27 protein-coding genes are annotated in these 26,933 nt (G+C 62.0%); 21 read left to right on the top strand and 6 right to left on the bottom strand.

The features are described from left to right. The first annotated feature begins 82 nt into the window (after window positions 1-82). Window positions 83-1,213, top strand: coding sequence for a phage/plasmid replication protein, II/X family (locus tag MIN45_RS09850; RefSeq protein ID WP_286291877.1), 1,131 nt, complete (start codon window positions 83-85; stop codon window positions 1,211-1,213). Here the strand turns inward: MIN45_RS09850 and MIN45_RS09845 are convergent. Further along, a complete protein-coding gene (locus tag MIN45_RS09845; RefSeq protein ID WP_286291876.1) occupies window positions 1,177-1,518 on the bottom strand; it encodes a hypothetical protein in 342 nt (113 codons plus the stop codon). The two genes, MIN45_RS09850 and MIN45_RS09845, sit on opposite strands and share 37 nt — an antisense overlap. Window positions 1,519-1,576: 58 nt before the next feature. Here MIN45_RS09845 and MIN45_RS09840 point away from each other — a divergent pair, with 58 nt between their 5' ends. The 9 genes from MIN45_RS09840 (at window position 1,577) to MIN45_RS09800 (ending at window position 6,410) form a co-directional block, all read left to right on the top strand. Then, window positions 1,577-1,870 carry a single-stranded DNA-binding protein gene (locus MIN45_RS09840; protein ID WP_286291875.1) on the top strand — a complete coding sequence of 98 codons (294 nt, stop codon included), beginning with the start codon at window positions 1,577-1,579 and terminating at the stop codon, window positions 1,868-1,870. Between the two features lie 11 nt (window positions 1,871-1,881). Next, window positions 1,882-2,121: a hypothetical protein gene (locus tag MIN45_RS09835; protein ID WP_286291874.1), complete on the top strand. Its 240-nt coding sequence runs from the start codon at window positions 1,882-1,884 to the stop codon at window positions 2,119-2,121. A gap of 15 nt (window positions 2,122-2,136) precedes the next feature. Further along, window positions 2,137-2,271, top strand: a complete 135-nt coding sequence (locus MIN45_RS09830; RefSeq protein WP_286291873.1) for a hypothetical protein — start codon at window positions 2,137-2,139, stop codon at window positions 2,269-2,271. A 76-nt stretch (window positions 2,272-2,347) separates the two neighbouring features. After that, window positions 2,348-3,637, top strand: coding sequence for a hypothetical protein (locus tag MIN45_RS09825; protein WP_286291871.1), 1,290 nt, complete (start codon window positions 2,348-2,350; stop codon window positions 3,635-3,637). 3 nt (window positions 3,638-3,640) lie between these two features. After that, window positions 3,641-3,994, top strand: a complete 354-nt coding sequence (locus MIN45_RS09820; RefSeq protein WP_286291869.1) for a DUF2523 family protein — start codon at window positions 3,641-3,643, stop codon at window positions 3,992-3,994. Beyond that, complete coding sequence (locus MIN45_RS09815) at window positions 3,991-5,034, top strand: zonular occludens toxin domain-containing protein (RefSeq protein ID WP_286291867.1); 1,044 nt, start codon at window positions 3,991-3,993, stop codon at window positions 5,032-5,034. The genes MIN45_RS09820 and MIN45_RS09815 overlap by 4 nt, the downstream gene beginning before the upstream one ends. 175 nt (window positions 5,035-5,209) lie before the next feature. Continuing rightward, window positions 5,210-5,830: an MreC domain-containing protein gene (locus MIN45_RS09810; RefSeq protein ID WP_286291865.1), complete on the top strand. Its 621-nt coding sequence runs from the start codon at window positions 5,210-5,212 to the stop codon at window positions 5,828-5,830. Window positions 5,831-5,848: 18 nt separating this feature from the next. Then, window positions 5,849-6,262: a hypothetical protein gene (locus MIN45_RS09805; protein WP_286291864.1), complete on the top strand. Its 414-nt coding sequence runs from the start codon at window positions 5,849-5,851 to the stop codon at window positions 6,260-6,262. Beyond that, window positions 6,255-6,410: a hypothetical protein gene (locus tag MIN45_RS09800; RefSeq protein WP_286291863.1), complete on the top strand. Its 156-nt coding sequence runs from the start codon at window positions 6,255-6,257 to the stop codon at window positions 6,408-6,410. Before MIN45_RS09805 ends, MIN45_RS09800 begins: the two co-directional genes overlap by 8 nt. Window positions 6,411-6,811: 401 nt before the next feature. Here the strand turns inward: MIN45_RS09800 and MIN45_RS09795 are convergent, their stop codons facing one another. Both MIN45_RS09795 and MIN45_RS09790 read right to left on the bottom strand, forming a co-directional pair. Continuing rightward, entirely contained in the window at window positions 6,812-7,144 is a 333-nt protein-coding gene (locus tag MIN45_RS09795; RefSeq protein ID WP_286291862.1) for a hypothetical protein, read from the bottom strand. Between the two features lie 113 nt (window positions 7,145-7,257). Then, on the bottom strand, window positions 7,258-7,920 hold the full coding sequence (locus MIN45_RS09790) for a DNA replication terminus site-binding protein (RefSeq protein ID WP_286291861.1): 663 nt from the start codon (window positions 7,918-7,920) through the stop codon (window positions 7,258-7,260). A 305-nt stretch (window positions 7,921-8,225) separates the two neighbouring features. Between MIN45_RS09790 and MIN45_RS09785 the strand changes: the two genes are divergently transcribed. Continuing rightward, window positions 8,226-8,936 (top strand): helix-turn-helix domain-containing protein, encoded by a 711-nt coding sequence (locus MIN45_RS09785; RefSeq protein ID WP_286291860.1) that lies wholly within the window; start codon window positions 8,226-8,228, stop codon window positions 8,934-8,936. Here the strand turns inward: MIN45_RS09785 and MIN45_RS09780 are convergent. Both MIN45_RS09780 and MIN45_RS09775 read right to left on the bottom strand, forming a co-directional pair. Continuing rightward, window positions 8,933-9,703 (bottom strand): ABC transporter permease, encoded by a 771-nt coding sequence (locus MIN45_RS09780; RefSeq protein ID WP_286291859.1) that lies wholly within the window; start codon window positions 9,701-9,703, stop codon window positions 8,933-8,935. The genes MIN45_RS09785 and MIN45_RS09780 overlap by 4 nt on opposite strands. After that, on the bottom strand, window positions 9,703-10,629 hold the full coding sequence (locus MIN45_RS09775) for an ABC transporter ATP-binding protein (RefSeq protein WP_286291858.1): 927 nt from the start codon (window positions 10,627-10,629) through the stop codon (window positions 9,703-9,705). Before MIN45_RS09775 ends, MIN45_RS09780 begins: the two co-directional genes overlap by 1 nt. 112 nt (window positions 10,630-10,741) lie before the next feature. Here MIN45_RS09775 and MIN45_RS09770 point away from each other — a divergent pair, with 112 nt between their 5' ends. Further along, window positions 10,742-12,145, top strand: a complete 1,404-nt coding sequence (locus tag MIN45_RS09770) for a DegQ family serine endoprotease (RefSeq protein WP_286291857.1) — start codon at window positions 10,742-10,744, stop codon at window positions 12,143-12,145. Window positions 12,146-12,191: 46 nt separating this feature from the next. Here MIN45_RS09770 and polX read toward each other — a convergent pair whose 3' ends face one another. Then, window positions 12,192-13,913 carry a DNA polymerase/3'-5' exonuclease PolX gene (gene polX, locus MIN45_RS09765; RefSeq protein ID WP_286291856.1) on the bottom strand — a complete coding sequence of 574 codons (1,722 nt, stop codon included), beginning with the start codon at window positions 13,911-13,913 and terminating at the stop codon, window positions 12,192-12,194. 62 nt (window positions 13,914-13,975) lie between these two features. Between polX and MIN45_RS09760 the strand changes: the two genes are divergently transcribed. The 9 genes from MIN45_RS09760 to MIN45_RS09720 all read left to right on the top strand — a co-directional run bounded on the left by MIN45_RS09760 (window position 13,976) and on the right by MIN45_RS09720 (window position 26,929). Then, window positions 13,976-14,662 (top strand): DUF2959 domain-containing protein, encoded by a 687-nt coding sequence (locus tag MIN45_RS09760; RefSeq protein ID WP_286291855.1) that lies wholly within the window; start codon window positions 13,976-13,978, stop codon window positions 14,660-14,662. Between the two features lie 2 nt (window positions 14,663-14,664). Further along, window positions 14,665-16,392 carry a GTPase gene (locus MIN45_RS09755; RefSeq protein ID WP_286291854.1) on the top strand — a complete coding sequence of 576 codons (1,728 nt, stop codon included), beginning with the start codon at window positions 14,665-14,667 and terminating at the stop codon, window positions 16,390-16,392. Then, window positions 16,373-17,983: a GTPase gene (locus MIN45_RS09750; RefSeq protein ID WP_286291853.1), complete on the top strand. Its 1,611-nt coding sequence runs from the start codon at window positions 16,373-16,375 to the stop codon at window positions 17,981-17,983. The genes MIN45_RS09755 and MIN45_RS09750 overlap by 20 nt, the downstream gene beginning before the upstream one ends. A gap of 203 nt (window positions 17,984-18,186) precedes the next feature. Continuing rightward, on the top strand, window positions 18,187-20,088 hold the full coding sequence (locus MIN45_RS09745; protein ID WP_337250344.1) for a SulP family inorganic anion transporter: 1,902 nt from the start codon (window positions 18,187-18,189) through the stop codon (window positions 20,086-20,088). Beyond that, window positions 20,085-22,277 (top strand): hydrogenase 4 subunit B, encoded by a 2,193-nt coding sequence (hyfB, locus tag MIN45_RS09740; RefSeq protein ID WP_286291852.1) that lies wholly within the window; start codon window positions 20,085-20,087, stop codon window positions 22,275-22,277. Before MIN45_RS09745 ends, hyfB begins: the two co-directional genes overlap by 4 nt. Beyond that, window positions 22,277-23,218, top strand: a complete 942-nt coding sequence (locus MIN45_RS09735; protein WP_286291851.1) for a respiratory chain complex I subunit 1 family protein — start codon at window positions 22,277-22,279, stop codon at window positions 23,216-23,218. Before hyfB ends, MIN45_RS09735 begins: the two co-directional genes overlap by 1 nt. Beyond that, complete coding sequence (locus tag MIN45_RS09730; RefSeq protein WP_286291849.1) at window positions 23,218-23,901, top strand: formate hydrogenlyase; 684 nt, start codon at window positions 23,218-23,220, stop codon at window positions 23,899-23,901. The genes MIN45_RS09735 and MIN45_RS09730 overlap by 1 nt, the downstream gene beginning before the upstream one ends. Next, a complete protein-coding gene (locus tag MIN45_RS09725) occupies window positions 23,898-25,364 on the top strand; it encodes a hydrogenase 4 subunit F (RefSeq protein ID WP_286291848.1) in 1,467 nt (488 codons plus the stop codon). Before MIN45_RS09730 ends, MIN45_RS09725 begins: the two co-directional genes overlap by 4 nt. Next, on the top strand, window positions 25,361-26,929 hold the full coding sequence (locus MIN45_RS09720; RefSeq protein ID WP_286291847.1) for a hydrogenase large subunit: 1,569 nt from the start codon (window positions 25,361-25,363) through the stop codon (window positions 26,927-26,929). The genes MIN45_RS09725 and MIN45_RS09720 overlap by 4 nt, the downstream gene beginning before the upstream one ends. Window positions 26,930-26,933: the final 4 nt, after the last annotated feature.

Below are 26,933 nucleotides of genomic sequence, written 5' to 3'. Positions count from 1 at the left end.
TTCATCCCGACTCTAACGACGTATGTCCCTGTTTCTTCTGTAACGGTACTGGCTTCGTCATTCCCGACGAGGAGGACGCCGCATGATCGACATGCTCGTTCTCCGCTGCTGGTTCCGCGACCAGGAAGAACTGACCGTCAAGGACCTGCCCATTCCCCTTGAGGCGTCCATTGATCCCGGTTCCGGCGATGTCTATGCCCATCGCCATCGATGGGAACAGATTCCCAGCAGTCACGATACCCTGGCCTTCAAGGTCTTCGACTACGACCTGAAGGACGGACGCCGCTTCTACATCGAAATCAAGGCGTCTCCGGCCAAGATCATGCAGGGCCACAACGTCTTTGGTACCGACGATGTCGGCAAATGCGCCTACGCCCTCATCGAATGTCTCTTCAACCGCTACCCCGATCTTTTCGACCTGCTCGACTACTCCACCTGGTCCGTGCATCAGGTGGACGTCACCTATCACAGCTTTGCCGACAGCGAAGAAAACGCCGTCCGTTTCATCCACGCCCTGGCCAACGTCTCCAACGGCCAGACCAAGCCCCGCAGCGGTTACGAGAGCACCACCTATTTCGGCAAGAAGCGCAGCCGTCTCAAGAAGATCAAGGTCTACGCCAAGCACACCGAATTGCTGCAACGACTCAGGGACATCGAACGCAAGGGCGATCCCCACAAAGTCCTGCAGTACTACGGCCCCCGGCTGATCGAGTACACCAAGGGCATGATCCGCTGGGAGGTCAGCCTCTATGCCCGCTGGCTGGAGCGCCGCGGCATATCCACCAACCTGTTCGAGTTCATCAAGCAATTCGACCCCAAGGCAGCCTGGACAGACGCCACCAAAGACATATTCGCAGCTATGAGAGGTAGAGAGATGAGAGTGATACGAGACGACGACGTGAGAAAGAAACTGCGCCAACACCTGAAACGCACCACCCGGTCCGGCCGCCCCAGCTATACCCTGGCCGATTCCGTCTATCGCACCTACAGGACCATCAAGGCCGAGGGATTCGACGAAGCCAGGGCTTTGATACCTTACCGGACGTTTCACCGCCATATTCAGCTCCTGATGGCTTCTGTGGGCATTTCCAAGGCCCACCTGATGCAGATGAAGGGGCAGGGTCTTGAATGCGAAGTGGTGCCCTTCGTCCGGTACGTCAAAGTCGAATTTGGGCGTCAGTTTCCGGACTGGTACGAGGGGGAGGCCGCGTGAAGAGTCCACATACTATAACCAGTGGACTCTTGTGCCATGGTGGCAATTTTGACCAATTTTTGTACAGCATCAGAGCCATGCTTCAGCCTCACAAAATCGACCGGTTCTATCCCATCTTTTCCCCCTTCTTCCAGGGCTGTCCCCTCTACTGTCCGGTTTGCTCTGGTGACCTTGTGGCCGTCTATGTCGATCCCTGCGCCTATGAGCTCCGATGCCGCAACTGGGGCTGTGGTCATGTTCATGATCGGATCGTCATCCCGGAACAGGAACTGATGGAATCCGTTGATGCCTTTTGCCGTGGCCACAAAAAACGTAACCCGTTACGGAATTAAGATTCTCCCATCAACCCGAGAGGTAACCGCCATGATCGAAATCGAAGTCAAAAGCAGCCACGTCGAGACCCGCACCGTTCGCCCCCGCAACGGCGATCCCTTCGACGTTTACGAACAGGAAGCCTACGCCCGGACCTATGGCCCGGACGGCAAGCCCCGGCCTTACCCGGAACGGATTCGGATCGCCCTGGAATCCACCTCCAGTCCTTGGCCCGTTGGGACTTACATCCTGCATCCCGCATCGCTCTACGTGAATCGCTTTGGTGATCTGTCCATATCCAGGCAGATCAGGCTGATGAAGAAATCCGATCTCAAGGCTGCATAGGGTAGGGGGCCATGATTTGCGTTACGGTCAACGATGTTGGCGGACTGGTTCAGGTTCCGCCTGCCGCTGATGGAACCTGTCCAAATACCGCCTACGTTGTCCTGAGCGCCACCGAATCGGCATTGGCCTACGTGCCGATCACGGCTGCCGATATTCTCTACGCCTGGACGTGGGGGGCTGGCACCGTGCTGTTTATGTGGGCATTGGGAATTGCCGTCGGTGCTGCCGTCGGCGTCATTCGTAGAATCTGAAATGAGGTGAAAAACATGGCTGATATTTTTGCTGCCGTTGATCTTTCCACTGTTGCTACGTGGGTTGCGAGCACCGGCGTCGTGATCGTCGGTATTGCCCTGGCATTCAAGGGTATCACTCTCGCTAAAAGGGGCATCAACAAAGCCTGATAACCGGGGGGGGTGTTATCCCCCCCCGTCTTTTTTGGGGGATTTGATGTGTCGCTTATACTCATCGCGCTTATTGGTGCTATTGCTGCTGCTGCTTTTGTTTATGCTGCTGGCCGGCCGTTCTGAGGCTGCCATTTCCGAACGGGTTTTTGTCCGGGATGGCAATGGGTTTCGTGAAGTGGCTTGGAAAGCGGCCGATTGGTTATCAACTGCTGCCGATGGTGTGGGTGGTGTTATTGCCTCTGGTCGGGCGCCGGTGCCAACAAGTGCCGGGAGTATCCCGGTTGATCTGACAAAGAATGTTTCCCGTGGTACCCTGGCTGCTGCTGCTAGGGTATTAGTTAGAGCTAATCCCGCTATTATGGCCGCGTCTCTCGGTCTTGAACTGTACAATATATTTTATGATTCCAACACTAATACTCTGGTGAAGCATGAGTCTGCGTATATGTGTTGGCAGCGTTATGATGGTTATTACCCTGATCCTATGGGTTATGATGCGTGTGTTGCGTGGTTAGAATCTTCGACAAGTCAGGGTCATTTCGATCATGCGGAGGATGGGTGTTCTGATCGGGGATATAGTGGTGCTCCAGCGAAATCCATTTATATGCGTCATAATACCCAGAATTATTTATATTTCTGGGGTTGCTGGGTTCCAAGTAGTACACAGACTCAAAATGTTACTGCGACTGATCAGGACGTAGAACAGGCTATTGACCAGAAGCTTCAGGATGATCCCAACTCTGCCCTGCCAATTTATCAGCAGGTTCTGCAATCCGGTCAGAATCCCACCGGTACTGTTCAAACATTCGGCCCATCGACCGTCCAGGGTCCGACCATTACGGTTACCAAAACCTTGTCTGATGGAACCCCAGTAACTGAAACCACTATGACAAGCTATGATATTACCTATCAGGGGGATACTGTTACTGTTACCAAGAATATTAGTACTACAGTTGTTAATAACGTTACTGGTCAGACTATAGATCAATCCACTACCACGGAAACGCCACCGCCAGAATCTCAAAATCAGGAACCAGAAAAAGAATATTCTCTTAATTATCAAAACAGTGATTTACCGGAAGTTCCAGATTTTTATGATCCTGTTTATCCCAATGGATTTTCCGACGTTTGGGATTCCGCCACTCAGGGGTATGACCAAACTCCACTCGTCCAGTGGCTCCAGTCTCAAACGTCTGGTCTTCCGGATTCTGGCACTTGTCCATCTTGGACCTGGGATTTCAATCTAGGCGTTGTGAATCTCGGCACTCACCAGTTACAACCACCTTGCGAGATTTGGCCTTGGATTCGCGCCTTTGTTCTCGTGACAGCGATTTTTGCTGCGAGGGCAATTATTTTCGGAGGTTGACCTATGCAGGCTGTTTTTGATGCCATCGGCTCGTTTTTTACCGATCTGCTCAGACTGATTACGGATTGGGCGCGCTGGTTGCTCGACGTCGTTGTTCAGATATTCGTCGATTTGGGGGAACTGGCCCTGGATGTGGTATGGGGTGCGCTCGACAGCATCATTTCCGTCGCCGTCGGTTTGCTGTCTGCGTTGCCCGCGCCATCCTTCGATCTGGCCGGGGCTCTCGGCGGTCTCCCGGCCGAGATGATCAATGTCGCCGGTCTGATCGGCCTCGGCCAGGCCATAGGCATTGTCATCGCCGCCCTGGGCGTCCGTTTCGTGCTCCAGATGATTCCGTTCGTTAGGTGGGGATCATGATTACGCTGATTTTGGGGGCGCCGGGCGCTGGCAAATCCTATGAGGCCGTTCGTTACCATGTCATTCCCGCTCTGGAATCCGGTCGCCAGGTCATTACCAACTTGCCGCTCAACGTAGAGGCGATAGAACGCCTCATCCCTGACTGCCGTGATCTCATTGATCTGCGTCTGTCCGGTCAGGGCGCACGGCCAGTTTTTGCTGATGTCCGCGACTATGAAACCGACTGGACCCATCCCGAACACGGATTTGGTCCTCTGTACATCATTGATGAATGCCATATGCCATTGCCCAGGGGGCGCACAGATCGGGCAGTTGAGGAATGGTATGCGATGCACCGCCATCGCGGCGTTGATGTTGTCCTCATTACCCAGAGCTACGGCAAAGTGTCCCGGGCCATCGTCGATCTGGTCCAGACCGTCTACCGTCTGCGCAAGGCCACCGCCCTGGGCAGCACCAAGCGCTACATCCGCAAAACTCTGGACGGTGTCAGGGGCGCGGAGCTGGCCGCCGCCGTTCGCACCTACGATCCCAAATACTTCGATCTTTACAAATCCCACACCCTGGGTGGCGTCGAGGTCGACACACCGCCGCCCCGCAACTGGTTCCGTCATTGGACGTTTATCGGATTCTGCGTCTGCATGGTCGTGGGCATTGGTTTGGCCGTCCGCGCCCTGGCCGTTTCCCGATCCACGGCTGCTGCTCCGGCGCAGCCAGTCCCCCAGTCCCCGCCCGTCCCGGCTGTCGCTGAAATGCAGACTCAGATCGGCGTTGCTGCCTCATCCACCCGTACCCTGCCGGGTCCGTTCTCTGGCCTTGAGCTGGTCATCAGCGGCTATCTGTCTGACTGGCGGGGCCGTCAGTGGTACATCGTCGGCATTGCCCAGCAGGGCCAGATTGTTCGCTACGTCAACAGCAACGATCTGGTCAAAGCAGGTTACGAAATCGAATCGATGTCATCCTGTGCCGCCCGCCTTACGTATGATGGTCATCAGGCGTGGATGCGCTGTGCGCTGCCTGTTGCCGACGCGGGCATGATGTGACGGAGGGGCCCCCGCCGTTAGGCGGGGAGGTGCCGTCACATCATGCCAGGGCAGGGGACAGCGCCTTGCAAACTCCCTCGTTTTAATTCGTAACCCGTTACAAAAAATCCTTGACCAATTTCCGTAACCCGTTACAATAAAGTCATCCCATCAATAAACGTAACGGGTTACGCAAATGGCGACCGATCCCCATGACACCTACACCATCGACGCCCTGGCCGATCACCAACCCCGCTGCCGCGGCCGTCCCCGCAAACCCGACGCCCTGACGCCCGCCGAACGTATGCGCCGCTACCGGGCCCGCAAGAAAGCCGGCCTGGTCAAGGACGCCAAGACCCAGCGCATCGAGGCCCTTGAAGCCGAAAACGCCCAACTACGTGACCAGATCGAAAGCCTGAATCGGTTTATCCTAGAGCTGGATTCCATCGAGGTGGAGAACGCAAAACTTCGTCAGCGCATCAAGGATTTAGAGGTAGAGAATGCCCGATTACGGGATGAACTGGTCGCCGTCGAAGCCGAATGTGTGCCGGAACCAAAATCCGTAACGAGTGACGAAAAATCAGAAGCCCCGGAAATCATCGATCTGACCCCACATGCTGCCGGCCGCTGTCAGGCCGCCACCAAGCGGGGAGGGCGCTGCCGTCGGTCCGCCAAAACCGTCATCGTGGCCGTTGACAGCCTGGGGCGCCGCTATGAGATTTGCGCGTGCAGTCTTCACCAGGCCGAAGACCGCTGCTTGATAGCCGGGCAACATCTCAAAGTCGCCAAGGCATCCCTTGAACCTTTGAAATCGTAACAGTTACGGAAAATCACAATGGCACATGCAGCAATCGAACTCTACGAAGCCCTTAAGGAAGCCGGCACCAGCGATGAAAAGGCCCGTACCGCCGCCGAAGCCGTCGAGAACCTCCGCGATGAAGAACACTATCGCCGTATCGAAACCCGCATGGTGGCCCTGGAGGGGCGCATGGAAGGTATCGAGACCCGTATGGTGGCCTTGGAAGGCCGCATGGAAAGCATCGAGACCCGTATGGATTACCTGGAAGGCCGCATGGATCGCCTGGAAAATCGAATGGACCGCCTGGAAGTTCGGATATCGAAAGTGGAAACCGAAATCTCTGATCTCAGATCGGAGGTCAAGATCACCAAATGGATGGTCGCCTTCGTCCTGGCCGCCAACATGGCCACACTCTGGATGCTCATCAAGATGGCCCTGGCTCATGGATGACGGCGAGGAACGGCTTTGGGACATCGAGCTTAAGCTTGAATCGATCAATGGCGAGCTGAGGCTTCACCGTTGGATGCTCGCCTTCATCCTGGCCGCCAACATGGCTATTTTTTGGATGCTCATCAAGATGGCCCTGGCACATGGATGACGGCCAGTATGTTCCCCGCACGCGCGGGGATGAACCGTGTGCGGAAGGATAGGCGGCCAAAGGGGTTGTATGTTCCCCGCACGCGCGGGGATGAACCTGTATAAGCGCCGCCAGGACGGCGGCGCAAATGCCCGACCGAAGGGAGGGCATATAGGCGGCGGTAGGGCGTTGAACTGTGCTACTCCGCTTCGACCGCCGTAACTGGGACTCAACCGCTGCTCTGGTGATGGTACGGCCCCAGTACCACCGGCCTTTGGGGGTTCCACCAACGTCCCGGCGCGGCCACCGCCCCCCCGGACACCCCTCAGCCCCCATCCGCGCTTGATCGACCGATTCGGTCGGAGTCGTGGCCTGATCCTGAGGCACCGGATTCCAGAGCGTTTCTAGGTGCCTCCAGGCCCTCAACGGCTACGGTGGAACCACTCCCGGCCGGGATTGCTGCCGGACTTCCGAAGATCCGCCACCTGCAGCAGATACGGATAGGCCCGCAACTGCCCGGCCGTCAACGGATAGTTCCCATCCGTGAACAGATGTTCCCGCCACAACCGGAACCCCTGCCATGACGGATGCGCCCAGGACAGATCGCCCTGGGCCTGCTGGAACAACTTGACGATGTAGGGCGGGGCACCGCGTTTCTCCCAGTTCCGCACCGTTCTGACGGTCACCCCGCAAAAAGAAGCGGCCGACTCCCGATCAGGGAAGCCGGCCAACAGACGAAGATGCGCAAATTCCATCACCGGGTCTCCATGCCTCCCGGTGACAAGGATAGCTAGACCAGAAGCAGGCCGCCGGCCAGGCGCCGCCGGCGGCGATGTTCGCATAATGTATATTATGTAAAATTGCGACGTTACCGGCAGTAACGGTGACCCCGGATCGACGGTAGAAACGGCTCCCGCTCGATCTTGGTATCGGCGCGTGGCTTTCTCGGCTTGCGCGCATCCGGATAGGCGGCGCTATGTTCTGGCAAGACTTCGCCCGGATCCAACGGGATCAGAATCGCCAATGGCGCGCTGATCATTTTGCGGATGACCTGACGATCCCGGCCGCTTCCCTGAATCCAGCAGACATTGGCCTTGATATGGGGTTTCAGGTCCTGCACGATGGCGATGGGTTCGTCCTTGGGATGCTGGGCCAGAAGTTCCAGCTGCCTCAGGTAACCAGGCGAAGGATCGTCACCGGCCAGCGCCGTCAGCCTGCGGTAGGCTTCCTGGCGGCTGATACGCTTGATCGAGCGCGTTGCCCCCCAGGTGAAGCGGATGGAATGGGGTTTGCGCAGCAGGATCGGCTGATGGCGGTACAGCTGTTTGAAATGCAGGCGAGGAAAGCCCTGGGTGGCCATCAGGCGCCGGGCCCGCTCCCTGTCGTTGCGGTTGACCGCGAGCACCGCCTGCTTGAAGGCGTCCCGGGCCTGATTGAGGGCGCCGGCAAGCGCCAGCGTCCTAGGCCCTGCCCCGATGATGCCGGGACAGGGATCGGTTTCCCGGCCATCGCGGTCATCGGGATATTCCACCTGCGTTAGGATCTGGATTAATTGGTTTCTGGCTTCTACATCGTGGTATTCACGATGTGTCAGATCGAAGACCCAGGCCCTGCGGGTTTCCTGGTTCAGCTGGATGACGAAATTTTGGATTGTTTCCTGTAGTGTTTGGAATCTGTAGGTGAGGGTTTTTTTTGGTTTGGATTCATTTTTGGTTTTAGAATACAAACAAAGTTAACGGTATAAAACGATATTGTGACAGAATCGAACGATTTTCAAGCATTTCCTGAGCGCTCAGGTCGTGTATCATTACCCGACACAGTTCCTGGCTCGGGTACATGACGACTTTGCACAAAAAACTGGAAGTCACCTGTCACAATTGCGGTTTCAGCACCGTATGCTTCCCCCGAGGGTTGACCCGCGAGGAAGTCAGTCAGCTGGAAGATGTGGTCGAACGCCGCAAAGTGCTACGGAAGGGAGAGTTCCTGTTCCGTGCCGCCGATCCTTTCCACGGCCTGATCGCCATCAAATCCGGCACCGCCAAGTTGATCTATCAGGACGAGCAGGGCGAGGAACACATTCTCCAGGTTCTGCTTCCTGGGGAGGTGGTCGGCTTCGACGCCCTGGCGGACAACCGCTACCGCTGTTCCGCCCAGGCGTTGGACACGGTCAGCTATTGCGAACTCCCGGCCAGGGAAATCTCCCGTATCTGCTTCCGCATCCCGAAAATGCTCGGGGAAATGCTGCGTCATGCCAGCGACGCCATCACCAGCCAGTGTGATCAGACCGTCTTCATCAAGAAGCCGGCCGAGGAACGCTTGGCCGCTTTTTTGCTCGACCTGTCCCGCCGTTATGCTTTCCGCGGTTTTTCCGGAGAGGAGTTCTCCATCGGTCTGACCCGCCAGGAACTGGGAAACCACCTGGATCTTGCCCTGGCCACGGTCAGCCGCACCCTAAAGCAGTTCGAGCGTGAAGGCTGGATTGAGCTCGATGGGAAACGGGTCCGTATTCTCGACCGCGACGCCCTGAGCCGACTGGTCTCCGGTTAGTGCTTGATGCCGACGCCGTGGTGCAGCAGCCACCAGGCGGTCAGGCCCAGCACGCCGATCAATCCCGCCACGATGACGAAGGCCAGCTTCACCGGCACGTCCGCCACCCCTAGGAAACCGTAGCGGAAAGCGTTAATCATGTAGAGAATCGGGTTGAATTCCGACACCCGGTGCCAGGGCGGCGGCAGCAGCGTCACCGAATAGAACACCCCGCCCAGATAGACCAGCGGCGTCAGCACGAAGTTGGGAATGATGGAGATGTCGTCGAAGCTGCGGGCGAAGACCGCGTTGATCAAGCCGCCCAGGGAAAACAGCAGCGAGGTCAGCAAGGCCATCGCCACGGCGATCTCCCAATGACGCACCTCCAGGTCGGTGAACAGGGCGGCGATCCCCGACACCAGCAGGCCGATGGTCAGCCCCCGCGCCATGCCGCCGGTCACATAGCCGAACAGGATCAGCCAGCTGGGCATCGGCGCCACCAGCATTTCTTCGATGTGGCGCTGGAACTTGGCGGAGAAGAACGATGACACCACGTTGGCGTAGGAATGATTGATCACCGCCATCAACACGATACCCGGGACGATGTAGTCGATGTAGGCCACCCCGGCCATCGGCCCGATGCGCGGCCCCATGAGGGCCCCGAAGATCAGGAAATACAGCGAAGTGGTCACCAGGGGTGGCAGCAGGGTCTGGGGCCAGATCCTCAGGAAACGGTGGATTTCCTTGCCTGCCAGGGTGCGGTAGGCGATCCAGCGCTGCTTCAGCATCAGGCCGCCTCCCCTGCCCTGCGGCGGACACGCTGGAAAAACAGCTGCTCCAGACGGTTGCTGGTGGGGCGGATGTCGATCACCTCCAGGCCCAACCTGTTCAGGGCGGCGAACAGCGGGTTCAGCCCCCGGGATCGGGGCACCTCCACCGCCCAGACGTTGGTCTCCACCGCTTCGACCCGGTACCCCGGAATCTCCGGGATGGCCGGCGGCGGGTTGCGCAGTTCCAGCAGATAGCGGTGATATTCCAGCTGCGCCAGCAACCGCTTCATGGACGTGGATTCGACGATACGGCCGTGATCGATGATGGCCACGTGGCGGCACAGCCGTTCGGCTTCTTCCAGATAATGGGTGGTCAGAATGATGGTGGTGCCCTCGCGGTTGAGACGGCGCAAAAATTCCCACATGGAATAGCGGATCTCGATGTCCACCCCGGCGGTCGGCTCATCGAGGATCAACACCCGGGGGCAGTGCACCAGAGCACGGGCGATCATCAGCCGCCGCTTCATCCCGCCGGACAGCCGCCGCGACACTTCGTCGCGCCGGTCCCAGAGCTCGAGTTGCTTGAGCACTTCCTCCATGCGCCGGCGTGCCTGCCGCCGCGGCACGCCGTGATAACCGGCCTGATTGAGGACGATCTGGCCGACCTTCTCGAACTGGTTGAAGTTGATTTCCTGGGGCACCAGCCCGAGACAACGCTTGGCCGCATCCGGTTCGCGGTCGAGATCGTGGCCGCAGATTTCCACCTTCCCCGCCGTCTTGGTCACCAGCGAGGTGACGATGCCGATGGTGGTGGACTTGCCGGCGCCGTTGGGGCCGAGAAGCGCGAAGAAATCGCCGGTCTCCACCTCCAGATCGATGCCCTTGAGGGCCTCGAAGCCGTTGTCGTAAACCTTGCGAACGTCTTGCAGTCTCAGGGCCTTCATCGCTTCGGAACGGTGACGGTGGCGGAGGGGCGGCTATTGTAGCAGAATAGCGCCGATCCCCCTGCCGCAATGGCAGGTCGTTTCCCATCAACAATCTGACAAGGAACACTTCATGATGAACCGACTGCTCGCGACGCTGGCCTTCGGCGTCTTCTTTTCCCTGTCCGCTCAGGGGGGCATCATCCCCTGGCTCAAGGGCGGCGAAACCGGGACGGAAACCCAAGTCCCCACCGAGCTGCGACGAGACAATCTCCCCTCCCTGGCACCGATGCTGGAACACGTCCTGCCGGCTGTGGTCAACATCGCCGCCTCGGGCAAGGTGGTAGTGGAAAATCCCCTGCTGCAGGATCCCTTCTTCCGCTACTTCTTCCGCGGCATGCCGCCGCAGATGGAACGCAAGACCCAGAGCGTCGGCTCCGGCGTGATCGTCGATGCCGGCAAGGGTTACGTGATCACCAACCATCACGTGGTCAAGAACGCCGACACGATCTACGTCATCCTCAAGGACCGCCGCCGCATCAAGGCCAAACTGGTAGGCTCGGACCCGGAAACCGACATCGCCGTGCTCAAGGTCAAACCCGAACGTTTGCAGGCGCTGCCCCTGGGCGATTCGGACGCCTTACGGGTGGGTGACTTCGTGGTCGCCATCGGCAATCCCTTCGGCCTGGGACAGACGGTCACCTCAGGGATCGTCAGCGCCCTGGGACGCACCGGCCTGGGTATCGAGGGCTATGAGAACTTCATCCAGACCGACGCTTCCATCAACCCCGGCAATTCCGGCGGCGCCCTGGTGGATCTGCGCGGGAGACTGGTGGGCATCAACACCGCCATCGTCGCCCCTTCCGGCGGCAACGTCGGCATCGGTTTCGCCATTCCCATCAACATGGCCCATCAGGTCATGCAGCAGATCATCAAATATGGCGAGGTCAAGCGCGGCATGCTCGGCGTCCAGGTCCAGGACCTGACCCCGGAACTGGCCGAAGCCATGGGGATCGACGTCAAGGAAGGTGCGTTGATTTCCGGCGTCACCAAGGGCAGCGCTGCAGAAAAGGCCGGTCTCAAGCCCGGCGACGTCATCATCGGCTTCGACGGCAAGCGGGTGAAGAACTCCGCCCAGCTGCGCAACTTGGTGGGACTGAAGCGGGTCGGCGACAAAGCCGAAGTCGAACTGATCCGCGACGGCAAGCGCATGACGATGACCGTCACCATCGGCAAACCCATCGCCGAGGGCGGACCGGTGACCGACATCCCGATGCTGGAGGGCGCCTATCTGTCGGACATTCCGCCCGATCATCCTCTCTACGGCGAAATCCAGGGAGTTCTGGTCGCCGGGGTGGAAATGGGCAGCCCGGCCTGGCAGGCAGGCCTGCGCAAGGGCGACATCATCCTGTCGGTCAACCGCAAGCGGGTCAAATCGGTGGCCGAATTCCTCCAGGCCGCCCGCCAGTCGCCCGCCCGCCTGCTGCTGCGGATCCAACGCGGCAATTTCTCCCTGTTCCTGGTACTGGAGCGGTAATTTCCCTTCTGGGAAGATGCAGGGGGAGGCTTTGGCCTCCCCTTTTTCATGGGCGCGCCAGAACCTTTCTCAGCTGTGCCAGCGGCAGGGTGTTGACGATCTGCGCCTTTTCCAGCCAACCGCGCCGCGCCTGGGCCACCCCGTAACGCATCAGCTGCAGGCCGGTGGCGGTGTGGGCATCGGTGGAGACCACCAGCCCGACCCCAAGATCCCTGGCCATCAGGCAATGCTCGTCGTTGAGATCCAAGCGTTCCGGCTGGGCGTTGATCTCCAGCAGGCAGCCGCGCTCCTTCGCCGCGGCCATGATCCGGGGCAGGTCGATGGCGTAGGGACGGCGTTTGTTGATGAGGCGTCCCGTGGGATGGGCCAGGATGTTGAAATAGGGATTGTCCATCGCCCGCAGGATGCGCTCGGTCTGTTTGCGTTTGGACAGGTTGAACCGGTAATGGACCGAGCAGACCCGAAGATCCAGATCCTTCAGCACCGTATCGGGCAGATCCAGAGTGCCGTCCTCGAGGATGTCCACCTCGATGCCCTTGAGCAGGGTGATGCCTTCCAGGCGCTCGTTGAGGGCGTCGATCGCCTCCATCTGGGCCCGCAGGCGCTTCTCGTCCAGGCCCCTGGCCACCGTGACCCGGCGCGAATGGTCGGTGATCGCCAGGTATTCGTAGCCGAGCGCTTTGGCCGCCTGAGCCATGGTCTCCAGGTCGTCGCGGCCGTCGGTGTCCTGGGTGTGGGCGTGCAGGTCGCCGCGGATGTCGGCCAGTTCCACCAGCCTGGGAAGGCGGTTTTCCAAAGCGGCCTCCACCTCGCCGCGGCCTTCGCGCAGCTCTGGGACGATGTAAGCCAGACCCAGACAGGCGTAGACGTCGCGCTCGGCCTCGCCGGCGAGCCGCTTTTCGCCGCGGAACACCCCGTATTCGTTGATCTTGAGCCCCTGCTTGACCGCCAGGGTGCGGATCTCTATGTTGTGGGCCTTGGAGCCGGTGAAATACTGCAGCGCCGCCCCGAAACTCTCGCTCGCCACCACCCTGAGATCCACCTGCATGCCGTTGCGCAGGCGGATGCTGGAACGGGTGCCGCCGCGGGAAAGCACCTCCGCCACCCCCTCGTAGGCGACGAACCGCTCCATGACCGGCGAATCCCCCTGAACCGTCACCAGGATGTCGAGATCGCCCACGGTTTCCCTCCAGCGCCGGTAGCTGCCGGCCACCTCAATGCGGTCGATCCCGGGCGCCTGGCGCAGGTGGGCGATCAGGGCGGTGGCGATGCTCTCGGCCTCGAAACGCAGATAGCGCCGCTCTCCTTCCAGGGCCTGATCCAGATGTTTGAGAATCAATGCCTCGATTTTGGGTCCAAATCCCGGCAACTGACGGATCTTTCCGCTGCGAGCGGCCCGCTCCAGGTCCTCCAGAGTGCGGATGTCCAGGGCGCCGAACAGGGCCTTGACCCGTTTCGGCCCCAGCCCCTCGATCCTAAGCAGCTGCAGCAGGGTCGGCGGCGTGCGCGCCAGCGCCTGTTCCAGCTGGGGCAGCTTGCCGGTCTTGACGACGGTTTCGATCTTCCGGGCGATGCGCTCGCCGATGCCGGGCAGCCGGGTCAGATCCTCCCCGGCTGCGACCATCTCCGCCAGACTGCGGGGCAGACTGCGGATGATCCGGGCGGCGTTGCGGTAGGCGCGGACCTTGTAGGGGTTCTCCCCCTCGATGTCGAGGAGGTCGGCCAGTTCGTCGAAAAGATCGGCGATTTCGCTGTTGCTGAGGGCCATGGCGCGGCTGGGACCAATGTTAGAATGTTGAAACGTCATTGTAATCGCTTGTCCATCAGACCATGAAACTCCCCGTCCGTGCAGAGCGCCGCCGCACCCTGTCCCAACGCCTGAGCCGGTTCGTGCTGGAGCGGATCCGCCAGGCCTATTACCGGATGGCGGAATCGGCCACCGGCTCCCACAAGCGCGATTTCCTCGTCGCCCGGGTGGAAGACGCCCGCACCGGCCTGGAGGAAACCAAGGAGCAGCTCCAGACCACCCTGGAACGTTTCAGTGCCCTGATCGCTTACGACGGCGGCAGCCTCGCCAGCTACTACCGCGCCCTCAAGCGGGAATTCGACCGCAGCGAACAGAAGGCCGAGGAAGTCCGGGATCACATCGACACCATCGAATCCCTGGCCGAATCCCTGTTCACCGAATGGGAGGACGAACTGGCGCTTTACACCAACCGCAGTCTGCGCAGCAAGAGCCGTCAGAAGCTGAGGCTGACACAGCGCCACTACAAACGCCTCATCGGCGCCATGCGCAAGGCGGAAAGCCGCATCGATCCGGTCCTGGGCGCCTTCCGCGACCAGATCCTGTTTCTCAAGCACAACCTCAACGCCCAGGCTATCGCCGCCCTGCAGCATGAACTGAACCACGTCAGCGTCGACATTGCGGCGATGATCAAGGTCATGGAACAGTCCATCCAGCAGGCCGACCGCTTCATCCGCACGCTGGAAGAACCCAAAGAATTACCGAAGCCGTAATCTTGGAACTGAAAGCCTTTCTCGACCGGTACCGGCAGCAAAGCTGCGCCCTGCAGGCGCACCTGCCCGCCGAATCCCCGCTGGCAAGGCTGCTGACAGAGCTGGAACCTTCCCTGGAACTGACCCGTGCCGCCCTGGCCAAGACCGAACTGCCGCCCGACCATACCTTGCAGGTCGCCGTCATCGGCCCGACCCAGGCGGGCAAGAGCAGTATCGTCAACCTGATCCTAGACACCGAGGCGGCCGGCGTCAGCCCCCTGGCCGGCTACACCGTGCACCCTCAAGGATTCGTCCACCGGGCGGAACCTGCCGACTGGCTGGACACCTACTTCGAAGGTTACCGGCGCCTGCCGCGGGCACAATTGCCTGCGGACCGCTACACGCACTTTGCCGCCGAGCCGGTTTCAGGCCGCCCGGAACTTCCCGCCCTGACCCTGTGGGACACGCCGGATTTCGATTCCCTACGGGCCCGCCATTATCTGCACGGGCTCCTGCGCACCGCAGCACTAGCCGATCTCCTGCTCGTGGTGGTGAGCAAGGACAAGTACGCCGACCGGGCGGTCTGGGACATGCTCACCCTGCTCGAACCCCTCGGGCAGCCTGTCCTGGTCTGCCTCAACAAGGTCACCCCCAAGGGCCGTGACACCCTGCTGCGATCCTGGAACGAAAAATGGCGCACCCACCGCGGAGACCCGCCGCCGCCGGTGATCCCGCTGCCCTACTGGCAGGACGAGGAAGAACACCGCCAAGCCGGGGCCCAATTGCGGGCCGCTTTGCTAGAGCGCCTGCCGCCTGCCCGCCGCCACCGCAGCCAGCAGCCCAGGCGGATCCTCGAACTGGCCCGCCGTCACTGGCCCGCCTGGCGGCAGCCGCTGGCGGCGGAAATCGCCGCAGATAAAGCCTGGCGCACGCAGGTCGAGGCGGCGCTGACCCAGGCCATCGAAATCTACCGCCACGACTTCCTCGACCATCCGATCGCCTATGAAACCTTCCAGCGGGCGCTGGCGGAACTGCTGATCCTGCTGGAGATTCCCGGTATCGGCAAGCCGATGCTGTGGATGCGGCGGACCTTGACCTGGCCGCTGCGCCAATTGCTGGGAAAAGGCAAGCAAGACCAGGCGATCCCTGAGGAATTGCGGGTGCTGACCCACAGCGTCGAGCACGCCCTGCGCCGGTTGCGCCAAGCGCTGGCCGAACCCCCGCCCTCCGAACTAGCCCGGCCGTGGTGGCAGTCCCTGTCCCGCCGCTATCAGGAAACCATGCCGGACACGCTCGATGCCTTCCAACAGGATGCCGGCCGTTATTACCGGGAATTCCAGCCCCAGGTGGAAGCGGCCGCCCGTGAACTCTACGAAAGACTCAAGGAAATGCCGGTCACCCTCAATGCGCTGCGCGCCACCCGACTCAGCGCCGATGCCGCCGGACTGGCCCTGCTGCTCCAGACCGGCGGCATCGGACCGCACGATTTCTTCCTGGCCCCGGCGGTCCTGTCACTGACCTCGTGGCTATCGGAAACCGCCCTGGGCAAGTACATGGAGCGGATCGCCGCCCAGCTCAAACGACGGCAACTGGAGGCGGTCCAGAACATGCTCGCAGCCCGGTTCGGCCAGCGTCTGCTCCAATTGCCCGGGACCATCGAGCCCGCCTACCGCTTCGGCTTCGATGCCGAGACCCTGACCGCCATCGATCAACAGCTGCAGGAACGCCGTCATGGACTCCGTCTCTTTTGAGCCTCTCTCTCAGTGGTTCCAGCACCTTGCCGCCGCAGGTTTCCTCACCCCTGAAGAAGCGGAGCGGTATCTTTCCGCCGCCCGCGATGACGGCGGCCCCCTGTTCGAGGTGGAACGCCCCCCGCTGATCGTCGCCTTCTTCGGCGGCACAGGCGTGGGCAAAAGCACCCTGCTCAATCGCCTGGCAGGCGAACCGGTCGCCCGAACCGGCATCGAACGGCCAACCTCGCGGGAGATCACGGTCTATCTGCACCAGTCCCTGCCCACCGAAGCCCTGGAACAGCAACTGCCCCTGGAGCATTTGCGTCTGGCCCGCCACGCCAATCCCAACCGCCGCGACGTGGTCTGGATCGACATGCCCGACATCGACAGTGTCGAGGAAAGCAACCGCGAACTGGTGTTCCAGTGCCTGCCCCACGTGGACGTCCTGATCTACGTGGTCAGTCCGGAACGCTACAAGGACGATACCGGCTGGCAGATGCTGCAACGCTTCGGTCACCGCCACGGCTGGCTGTTCGTCATGAACCACTGGGACCAGGGACACGAGTCCCAGATCGAGGACTTCACCCGGATGTTGCGGCAGGCAGGCTTCAGGGCGCCTGTGGTGCTGCGTTGCGACAGCCGCGAAGACCTTGACCGGCGCCGCCCGGACGATTTCGGCAAACTGGAGGAAATCCTCACCCGGCTGGCCAGAAACGGCGGCGCCGATCGCCTGCAACGGCGCAATCGCAGCCACAGGATGCAGGAACTGGCCGACCGCATCGAGCGGCTGGTGCGGAAACTCGATCCTGAAAGCGTCGCGCCCTTGGTGAAACAGTGGCGACGGCTTTGGCGCCAGACCTGTGACGAGCTGGCGCCTTCCCTGGAATGGCCCACCAGAGCCCTGGCCCAGGAAATCGCTGGTAAGGGCCAGAAACGCCTCAAATCCGAGCAGGGAAATTCCAGCGAAACGCTGCTTTGGGATCTTTGGAGCCAAAAGCAGCTTGAGGACGCGCTGGACCGGCTGGTGCTCGAAGCCGGCGAACGGGGGTTGCCCACCGCACTCCTGAAACAGCGCCTGGCGCCTGTCAGGCAACGCCTCGACCGTATTCTGATCGACCAGGTCCAGCGCACGGTCCGCGCCGCCCTGGCCCGTCCCGGCCGCAGCCTGCGCCGGGGGGTGTTGTGGCTTACCGCCGTGCTGCGTTACCTCCTGCCCCTGGCCGCCGGAGGCTGGGTCGCCTGGCAGGTGGTCGAAAGCTATTACCGCGGCTTTACCGGAGAAGGCGAATATCTCGGCCTCAATTTCGCCATCCACAGCCTGTTGCTTATCGGCCTGGCCTGGCTGATTCCCTTTCTGCTCCACCGCCTGCTCGAGCCTTCCCTGGAGAAGGTGGCCGAAAGCGGTATTCGTGCGGGTATTCACCAGGGATTCGAGCAAATCGAGGCCGAAGTCGTCTCCCAATTGCAGGACTTGGCAACCGAGTTGAAAACGTTGCAACGACAGGGCAGAGCGCAGCTTCAGCGATTACGCCAGGCTGCGCTAACCGAAGACCCCCCACAGAATAGTGGCTTACTAGAGCGCATTTTCATCCACACAGAAAAAAGCTGAAAGCCCCAGCACCCACCTCAACGTCAGAAATTAAGACTTCCCGTCAAAGCCTTCGCCTGGTGGATTTCCCCCACCGCTGCCGGTCGATATCCACCACCACATCACCGTCTCGATCTTAATTTGTCGATCTTTCCGTAACAAATAGTTGGCATATCGATTGCTTTTCTCTTGCATAGATCCATTTCAGTCGAGGAGTGTACACCGTGAACGACACTGCCGCATCGCTACCCAAAACCGGCTTGGCCGGTCTCAAGGAAAACTGGCGTTACGACCTGATCGCCGGTTTCCAGATCTTCCTCATCGCCCTGCCCCTGTGTCTGGGGATCGCGATGGCCTCCAACTTCCCGCCCATGGCCGGAATCATCGCCGCCTTCGTCGGTGGGCTTCTGGTGTCGCGCATCAACGGCTCCCACGTCACCATCTCGGGACCGGCCGCCGGTCTCATCGTCGTCACCCTGGGGGCGGTGGAAAGCTTAGGACAAGGCGATCCGCTTGCGGGTTACCATCGAGCCCTGGCGGCCATCGTCGTCGCCGGCCTGCTGCAGGTGGTTCTGGCCCAACTCAAGGCCGGGCGCTTCGTGGCCCTGGCGCCGGCCTCGGTAGTCCACGGCATGCTGGCGGCCATCGGCATCATCATCATCATCAAGCAGTTCTACGTCATGATCGACGTCAAGCCGGAGGGAGAACTGCTGGAGAATCTGGCCGGCATCCCCCACGCTTTGCAGGAGATGAACCCGGAAATCGCCATCATCGGCTTTGCCAGCCTGGCGATCGTCATCGCCTGGGAGATCCTGAAACCGAAGTTCAAATGGATGCAGATCGTGCCGGCCCCCATCGTGGTGGTGGCGGTGGGCATGGCTTTAGGCGTGTACTTCGATCTGGAACATCAGCACAAATACTCCTGGCATTCCACCTTTTATCAGGTCGGCCCCCAGGAACTGCTGCCGGTGCCTCAGTCCTTCTGGGACGGTTTCGCCTTCCCGGACTTCTCCATGGTCGGCAGCGCCGCCTTCTGGATCGCGGTGATCAGCATCTGCCTGGTTTCCAGCCTCGAAAGCCTGCTGTCGGCGGCGGCCATCGACAAGCTCGACCCCTTCCAGCGCCAGAGCGACCTCAACAAAGACCTGCGCGCCCTTGGGATCGGCTCATCGGTGTCAGGCGCCATCGGCGGCTTGCCAATGATCTCGGAAATCGTCCGGTCCACCGCCAACATCCAGTTCGGCGCCCGCACCCAGTGGTCCAACTTCTTCCACGGCCTGTTCATGCTGGTGTTCGTGGCCCTGTTCCCGGGCCTCATCCACGAGATTCCCAAGGCGGCGCTGGCGGCACTTCTGGTGTTCACCGGCTACAAACTGGCCTCGCCGCGGGAGTTCTATAAGACCTGGGAGATCGGCAAGGAACAGCTGTTTCTGTTCGTCCTCACCATCGTCGCCGTACTCGCCACCGACCTTCTGATCGGGGTGGCCATCGGCATCGCCGCCAAGATCGTGCTTCACGTGCTGCGCGGGGTCAATCTGAAGCAGCTGCTGCAGATCTCGTTCCAAATCGAGCAGACCGATCCCGACAGCTACCACGTCCGCATCGACGGGGCGGCGATCTTCTCCAATTTCCTCAGCCTCAAGACCGCCCTGGCGCAGCTGCCGCCGGGCAAGAAGGTGCTCTTCGACCTCACCCACGCCGATTTCATCGACCATACGGTGATGGAGTTCCTGCACGAATTCTGTGAGGACTACGAACGCCGCGGCGGCCACTGCCAGTTCCGCGGCCTGGAGCTGCACGAGGCCGCCTCCGCCCATCCGCTGGCGGCGCGGCGTCAGGCGGCCGAGCGCCTCAAGAACACCTTCCTGAAGGTAGAAGACAGGGGCGACCACGTCGAGGTCCGGATCGGCGGCGCCAAACTGCTCGAACGCCTCAACGCTGAGCTGCGCGAGGAACTGGAACGGCTGCCGAAGGACCGGAAAATCGTCTTCGACCTGTCCGACGCCTGGTGTTTCGCCCAGCCGCCCCTGGATTACATCAATGCCTTCCTCGATGCCAATCCGAGCGCCCGCCTCGAAGTGCGGGGATTGGAGAGTTCGTCAAACCAAAAGGATAAATCGGCATGATTCGCAATCTCGCCGCTGTCGGCTTCGATCAGATCCGGCGCCAAGGTCTGGCTTTGGCTTCCACTCTGTGCTGGCTGCGCCAGCGCCCCCAGATCGCCGCGGTCATGGTCGGCGGCATTCTGCTGGCACTGGGCTACTGGGCCATCACCGGCGGCCGCGCCGCCCTGCCCTTCAGCCTGCTGGCCATCGGCTTCGCCCTGGCCTCGGGGCTGGTCAGCCTGGGAGCCGACCGTCATCCCCGACTGTTGCGCCATACCGCCTTCGGGCTGCTGGGGTTGTCTGGCATCGCAGGTCTCCTGGCCGGGGGCACCGCCCTCGTCGCCCAAGTGAATCTGGACCTGACCCTGCCGCTGGGACTGCCGTGGCTGGTCTGGCATCTGCACCTGGACGCCCTGGCCGGCTTCTTCCTCGGCGTCATCAGCGTGGTGCTGGTGGCGGTGGCGTTGTTCGGGCCGCAGTACGTCATCGAATACGAACACGGTCCCCATCCGCTGTCGCTGCTGGGACTGGCCACCGGCCTGTTCGTCGCCGGCATGCAGCTGGTGCTGCTGGCCAGCGACGCCTTCTTCTTCATGATCGCCTGGGAGTTGATGTCGGTGGCGAGCTACTTCCTGGTGGCCTACAGCCACGAGCACGCCGCCAACCGCCACGCCGCCTTCATTTACCTGCTGATGGCGGAAATCGGCGCCCTGCTCATCATCCTCGCTTACGGGGTGCTGGTGGGTTTCGGCGACGATTTCACCTTCGAGCAGATGCGCCACGCCCAGCTCACCCCCCTGTGGGCGGCGGTGGCGTTCGCGCTGGCTCTGGCGGGCTTCGGCATGAAGGCCGGGATCGTGCCCCTGCACGCCTGGCTTCCTGAGGCCCATCCGGTAGCCCCGTCCCATATCTCCGCCCTGATGTCCGGGGTGATGCTGAAAGTGGCGGTATACGGCTTCATCCGCTTCACCTTCGACCTGGTGGGCATCGAACGCTTCCACTGGGGCTGGGGCGTGGCGGTGCTGGCGGCCGGCAGCGCCTCGGCGGTGCTGGGGGTGCTGTACGCCCTGATGCAGCACAACCTCAAGCGTCTGCTGGCCTATCACTCGGTGGAGAACATCGGCATCATCTTCATGGGACTGGGCCTGGCGCTGCTGTTCTATGCCGACGGCAAACCCACCCTGGGCGCCATCGGACTGATCGCCGCCCTCTATCACTGCCTCAACCACGCCGTCTTCAAGAGCCTGCTGTTTCTGGGCGCCGGGGTGATCCTGCAGCGCACCCACGAATCCGATCTCGAACGCATGGGCGGGCTGATTCACCGCATGCCGGTGACCGCGGTGCTGTTCCTGGTGGGCTGCATCAGCATCTCCGCCCTGCCGCCCTTCAACGGCTTCGTCTCCGAATGGCTCACCTATCAAGCCGCCCTACAGGTCTCTGCCCTCGACAGCGGCGTGCTGCGCAGTTTCGTGCCGGTGACCGCGGCGATGCTGGCCCTCACCGGCGGGCTGGCGGCAGCCTGCTTCGTCAAGGTGTTCGGAGTGGTGTTTCTGGGCAAGCCCCGCAGCCACCATGTCCAACGGGCCCGGCGGCTGGAATCAAAACCGGCCTTGGCCGGCATGGGCTGGCTGGCGGGGTTGTGCCTGCTGCTCGGCATCCTGCCGACGCCGCTGGTGCGGACCCTGGAAGGTGTCAACTTGCAGCTGACCGGCAGCGGACTGCCGGAAACCGCCAGCCGCGGCATCTTATGGCTGGCGCCGGTGTCACCGGAAACCGCCTCCTATGCCGCGGTGCTGGTCATGCTGGCGATGGGCCTGGCCTGGCTGCTGAGCTACGAATGGCTCCATCCCGGCCACGAACACCCGGAGCGCCAGGCCTATCCCTGGGACTGCGGCTTCGGCCGCCTGACCCCGAGAATGCAGTACGGCGCCACCGCCTTCGCCATGCCCCTGCGGCGCATCTTCGCCGACTGTTTCGTGATTCACGAGGAGATCGACAAGGAAACCAGCGGCGCCGACGGGCTCAAGGTCACCGCCATCCGATACCGCCTCCACGTGGAGGATCTGCTGTGGCGTTGGTTCTACGAGCCGGTGACCCGGGCCCTGCATTGGAGCGTGCGCTACGTCGGTCGCATCCAGACCGGCAACATACGCGTCTATCTGGGCTATTCCTTCGTGACTTTAATTCTCTTACTGTGGGTGATCAGCTGATGGCCTGGTTAATCAACCTGTTGCAAGTGATCCTGTTCGTGGCCGCCGCTCCCCTGCTGTCGGGCTGGATCAAGAAACTCAAGTGCTGGAGCCAGAACCGCAGGGCGCCTTCGATCCTGCAGCCCTACCGGGACTTGTTCAAGCTGCTGCGCAAGGAGACGGTGGTGGCGGAAAACGCCTCCTGGGTGTTCCATACCGCTCCCTACATCATCTTCGCGGTGGCCGTGCTCGCAGCGGCCATCGTGCCGCTGGTGGCGGTGGACGTGCCCAGCGCCCGCATGGCCGACATCATCGTCCTGGTGGGCTTCTTCGGCTTGGCGCGCTTTTTCCAAGCCCTGGCGGGACTGGACATCGGCACCGCCTTCGGCGGCATAGGTTCGTCGCGGGAGATGACCGTCGCCTCCCTGGCGGAACCGGCGATGCTGATGGCGGTGTTCACCCTGGCGGTGTCCATGTCCACCACCAACCTGGCCGCCGCCATCCACACCCTGCTCCAGGAGCCGGTCACCATCCGGCCCTCGTTCGTGTTCGCAGCCCTGGCCCTGGCCTTGGTGGCGGTGGCCGAAACCGGCCGCATCCCGGTGGACAACCCCGCCACCCACCTGGAGCTGACCATGATCCACGAGGCCATGATCCTGGAATACAGTGGCCACCACCTAGCCCTGATCGAATGGGCGGCGCAGATCCGCATGGCCATCTACGCAGTGCTGCTGGTCAATATTTTCCTGCCCTGGGGGCTGGCCGAGTCCTTCGCGCCGGCGGCCCTGGGCTGGGGGCTGGTGGCGGTGGCGGTCAAGCTGGCGCTGCTGGCCCTGGTATTGGTGCTGGCCGAGGCGGTGCTGGCCAAGATGCGGCTGTTCCGCGCCCCCCACTTCCTCGGCTTCGCCTATCTGCTGGGGCTGTTGGGGATGCTCACCCACGTGATTCTGGAGGTCGGCTGATGGCAACCCTCGAATCCCTCTACGGCCAGGCGGTGTTCCTGCTCGCCGCCCTGGTGCTGTTCACCTCCTTCGTGATGCTGGCCCAGAGCCGGGTCACTACTCTAGTCAACCTGTTCGCCCTCCAGGGCCTGCTGCTGACCGGCACCACGGCGCTGGTGGCCATCGTCCAGAATTCGCCCCACCTGCTGGTGTCGGCGACCCTGACCCTGGGGTTGAAGGTGATCCTGATCCCCCTGTTGCTCCACTGGCTCATCCTGCGCATGGGGCTGCACCGCGCCACCGACGAGGTGCGGCGCCCCCTGCAGCTGCTTTTGGGCGCCGCCTCCCTGGTGGTGTTCAGCTACTGGATCACCCTGCCGGTGGTGCAGCTGTCGGAACTGGAGACCCGCAACATCATCGCCGCCAGCACCGCCACGTTGCTGCTGGGGATGCTGCTGATGATCTCCCACCGCCAGGCCATCAGCCAGGTGGTCGGCTTCATGGCGATGGAGAACGCCCTGTTCTTCTCCGCCGTGGTCTCGACCCATGGAATGCCGATGGTGGTGGAACTAGGGGTGGCCTTCGACGTGATGGTGGCGGCAGTGATCTTCGGGGTGTTCTTCTTCCAGATTCGAGAAAGCATCGATTCTCTGGACGTGGACGCCTTGAGCCGCCTGACCGAAAGCGAGGAAAGCGAATCATGATCGCCCTGTATCTGCTGCTGACGATCCCACTGGCAGGGATGGCGCTGCTGGCCCTGAACGGACACAAACCCTGGGCCGGCCGCCTCAACAACTGGCTCAACGCCGCCACTCTGGCGGCGGCCCTGGTGCTGGCGCTGATCGTGCTGCGCGCCGGCACCCTGATCTCCGACGACAGATACTGGCTGGTGGACGCCTTCAACGTCTATCTCATCGCCCTCACCGCCCTGGTGGGGCTGACCACCGGCATCTTTTCCGGCCCTTACATGGAACACGAAAAGGAAATCGGCCGCCTCAATCCCCGCCGGCTGCGCCTTTACTATTCCATGTACCAGGGCTTCATGCTCGCCATGTACCTGATCCTGGTGACCAACAACATGGGGATCCTGTGGGTGGCGATGGAAGGGGCGACCCTGGCCACGGTGCTGCTGGTGAGCCTGTACCGCACCCCGGAGAGCGTCGAGGCGGCCTGGAAGTACTTCATCCTCTGCGGCGTCGGCATCGCCCAGGCCCTGTTCGGCACCATCCTGCTGTACTACGCCGCCACCCAGGTGCTGGGCGCGGGCGAGGCCGCGCTGGAGTGGGCCACCCTCTACACCCACGCCGGCGAGTTCGATCCCGCGGTGCTGAAGATCGCCTTCGTGTTCCTGCTCGTCGGCTACGGCACCAAGGTGGGGCTGGTGCCCATGCACAGTTGGCTGCCGGACGCCCACTCGGAAGGTCCGACGCCGATGTCGGCGATCCTCTCCGGCCTGCTGCTCAACGACGCCCTCTACGCCATCGTCCGCAGCAAGATGATCGTCACCCAGGCGGTGCCGGGGCCGCTGCCTGGCTATCTGATGATGGGCTTCGGGCTGGTGTCGTTCCTGGTGGCGGTGCTGTTCCTCCACCGCCAGCGCGACATCAAGCGCCTGTTCAGCTACTCCTCCATCGAGCACATGGGCACCATGACTTTCGCTTTCGGCATCGGCACCCCCTTGGCTACCTTCGCCGCTCTGATGCACATGACGGTGCATTCGCTGACCAAGTCGGCGATTTTCGTCACCGTGGGGCATGCAGCCCAGATCGCCGGCACCCAGCGCATGGACAAGATCCGCGGCCTGATCGCCACCCAGCCCCAGGTGGGCTGGGGGCTGCTGGTGGGCACCCTGGCCATCGCCGGCTTCCCGCCCTTTGGGGTGTTCGTCAGTGAATTCCTGGTGCTGGTGGCCACCATGGAAAGCTATCCGTGGTTGACCCTGCCGCTGCTGCTGGGGCTGGCGATCGCCTTCGGCGGCCTGTTCCGCCATATTCAGCCCATCGTCTTCGGCCGCAGACCCGAAGGGCAGCAGCCGGTGGCCGCCAACATGATGCCGGTGTTCGTCCACTTGGGGCTGGTGCTGCTGCTGGGGCTGACGATTCCCGGCGTGCTGGCGGACTGGTTCGACCAGGCCGCGCAACTGATCAGTGGAGGGATGCCGCAATGACCGTTTTGAGCGAATACCTGAGCGCCCTGAATGCCGCAGGCATCGAAACCACCGAGACCGGTTCCCTGACGCCGGCCTCGGTATGGCGGATTCCAGCGATCGCCTGGGAGCGGGCCGCGGAACTGGCCAAAATCCGGGGCTGGCGCTGGAGCGCCGGCTGGGGCGAGGATCTGGGCGAGCGCCTGCAGATCAACGCCCTGCTGGAAAGGGAAGGCCGTTATCTGCTGCTGCGCGCCGAGGTGCCTGCCGAAAACCCGGTGCTGCCGTCGCAGGCGCTTCATTATCCGGCCGCAGACCGCAGCGAGCGCCACACCCGCGATCTGCTCGGCATCGACTTCGAAGGCGGCGACGGGCGGCGCTGGACCCGGCACCATGCCTGGAACGAAACCGAACATCCGCTGCGCAAGGACTTCCCCGTCGGTGGCGAGCCGCCGGAGACGACGCCGCCGGACCACGATTATCCCTTCGTCGCCGCCCAGGGAGCCGGCGTCTATGAAATCCCCGTCGGACCGGTGCACGCCGGCATCATCGAACCGGGCCACTTCCGCTTCCAGGCGGTGGGCGAGACCATCCTCAATCTGGAGGAACGGCTGGGCTACGTCCACAAGGGCATCGAGAAGATCGCCGAAGGCCGCGACGCGGAAGGCCTGGCGCGGCTGGCGGGACGGGTTTCCGGCGATACCACCGTGGGCCACGCCTGGGCCGCCTGTCTGGCCATGGAACGGGCCTGCGGCGTCGAAGCGCCGGAGCGGGCCACCTTCCTGAGGGCGATCCTGGCCGAGCGCGAGCGCATCGCCAACCACCTGGGGGACCTGGGGGCGATCTGCAACGACGTCGCCTTCGCCTTCGCCCACTACCAGTTCGGTCGTCTGCGGGAGGACTGGCTGCGCACCCAGCGGGCGCTGTTCGGCCACCGCCTGCTGATGGACCGCATCGTTCCCGGCGGGGTCAACGTCGATCTCGACAAGGCCGCCACCGACCGCCTGGATGCCGAACTGAACCGCTTGGGAAGGGAGCTGGACACGCTGATCGACATCTGCGACCGCAACACCACCCTGGGCGACCGCCTTTACACCACCGGCCGGTTGACGGTGAAAACCGCCGCCGCCTTCGGCTGCCTGGGATACGTGGGCCGCTGCGCCGGCCAGGGCTTCGACGCCCGCCGCGACGCCCCCTATCCTCCCTACGACCAGCTCACGGTCAAAGGCGTGGTGGAGGAGGCCGGCGACGTGGCCTCGCGCTTCTGGGTGCGCTACAAGGAAATCTGCGTTTCCCTGCGGCTGCTGCGGGTGCTGCTGGGACGGCTTCCCGAAAGCGACATCCGCACCGAACTGCCGCCCCCACCGGCCGGCGCCGAGGGGTTGGGGATCGTCGAAGGCTGGCGCGGCGAAATCGTCACCTACGTACGCTTCGGCGACGACGGCCGCATCGACCGTTTCTTTCCCCGCGATCCCAGCTGGCTCAACTGGCCAGCCCTGGAACGCATCGTGCTGGAGAACATCGTCCCGGACTTCCCGGTGTGCAACAAGTCGGTCAACGGCTCGTATTCCGGGGTGGATTTATAGGAGA

This window comes from Methylomarinovum tepidoasis, assembly GCF_030294985.1.
Taxonomy (GTDB): Bacteria; Pseudomonadota; Gammaproteobacteria; order Methylococcales; family Methylothermaceae; genus Methylohalobius; species Methylohalobius tepidoasis.
This window is presented reverse-complemented; position numbering and strand designations above follow the sequence as displayed.

Bases quoted from the DNA above. Each gene is read 5' to 3' on its own strand.
- MIN45_RS09850 (WP_286291877.1), top strand. From the start codon at position 83: ATGATCGACATGCTCGTTCTCCGCTGCTGGTTCCGCGACCAGGAAGAA.
- MIN45_RS09840 (WP_286291875.1), top strand. From the start codon at position 1,577: ATGATCGAAATCGAAGTCAAAAGCAGCCACGTCGAGACCCGCACCGTT.
- MIN45_RS09835 (WP_286291874.1), top strand. From the start codon at position 1,882: ATGATTTGCGTTACGGTCAACGATGTTGGCGGACTGGTTCAGGTTCCG.
- MIN45_RS09830 (WP_286291873.1), top strand. From the start codon at position 2,137: ATGGCTGATATTTTTGCTGCCGTTGATCTTTCCACTGTTGCTACGTGG.
- MIN45_RS09820 (WP_286291869.1), top strand. From the start codon at position 3,641: ATGCAGGCTGTTTTTGATGCCATCGGCTCGTTTTTTACCGATCTGCTC.
- MIN45_RS09815 (WP_286291867.1), top strand. From the start codon at position 3,991: ATGATTACGCTGATTTTGGGGGCGCCGGGCGCTGGCAAATCCTATGAG.
- MIN45_RS09810 (WP_286291865.1), top strand. From the start codon at position 5,210: ATGGCGACCGATCCCCATGACACCTACACCATCGACGCCCTGGCCGAT.
- MIN45_RS09805 (WP_286291864.1), top strand. From the start codon at position 5,849: ATGGCACATGCAGCAATCGAACTCTACGAAGCCCTTAAGGAAGCCGGC.
- MIN45_RS09800 (WP_286291863.1), top strand. From the start codon at position 6,255: ATGGATGACGGCGAGGAACGGCTTTGGGACATCGAGCTTAAGCTTGAA.
- MIN45_RS09795 (WP_286291862.1), bottom strand. From the start codon at position 7,144: ATGGAATTTGCGCATCTTCGTCTGTTGGCCGGCTTCCCTGATCGGGAG.
- MIN45_RS09785 (WP_286291860.1), top strand. From the start codon at position 8,226: ATGACGACTTTGCACAAAAAACTGGAAGTCACCTGTCACAATTGCGGT.
- MIN45_RS09780 (WP_286291859.1), bottom strand. From the start codon at position 9,703: ATGCTGAAGCAGCGCTGGATCGCCTACCGCACCCTGGCAGGCAAGGAA.
- MIN45_RS09775 (WP_286291858.1), bottom strand. From the start codon at position 10,629: ATGAAGGCCCTGAGACTGCAAGACGTTCGCAAGGTTTACGACAACGGC.
- MIN45_RS09770 (WP_286291857.1), top strand. From the start codon at position 10,742: ATGATGAACCGACTGCTCGCGACGCTGGCCTTCGGCGTCTTCTTTTCC.
- polX (WP_286291856.1), bottom strand. From the start codon at position 13,913: ATGGCCCTCAGCAACAGCGAAATCGCCGATCTTTTCGACGAACTGGCC.
- MIN45_RS09760 (WP_286291855.1), top strand. From the start codon at position 13,976: ATGAAACTCCCCGTCCGTGCAGAGCGCCGCCGCACCCTGTCCCAACGC.
- MIN45_RS09750 (WP_286291853.1), top strand. From the start codon at position 16,373: ATGGACTCCGTCTCTTTTGAGCCTCTCTCTCAGTGGTTCCAGCACCTT.
- hyfB (WP_286291852.1), top strand. From the start codon at position 20,085: ATGATTCGCAATCTCGCCGCTGTCGGCTTCGATCAGATCCGGCGCCAA.
- MIN45_RS09735 (WP_286291851.1), top strand. From the start codon at position 22,277: ATGGCCTGGTTAATCAACCTGTTGCAAGTGATCCTGTTCGTGGCCGCC.
- MIN45_RS09730 (WP_286291849.1), top strand. From the start codon at position 23,218: ATGGCAACCCTCGAATCCCTCTACGGCCAGGCGGTGTTCCTGCTCGCC.
- MIN45_RS09725 (WP_286291848.1), top strand. From the start codon at position 23,898: ATGATCGCCCTGTATCTGCTGCTGACGATCCCACTGGCAGGGATGGCG.
- MIN45_RS09720 (WP_286291847.1), top strand. From the start codon at position 25,361: ATGACCGTTTTGAGCGAATACCTGAGCGCCCTGAATGCCGCAGGCATC.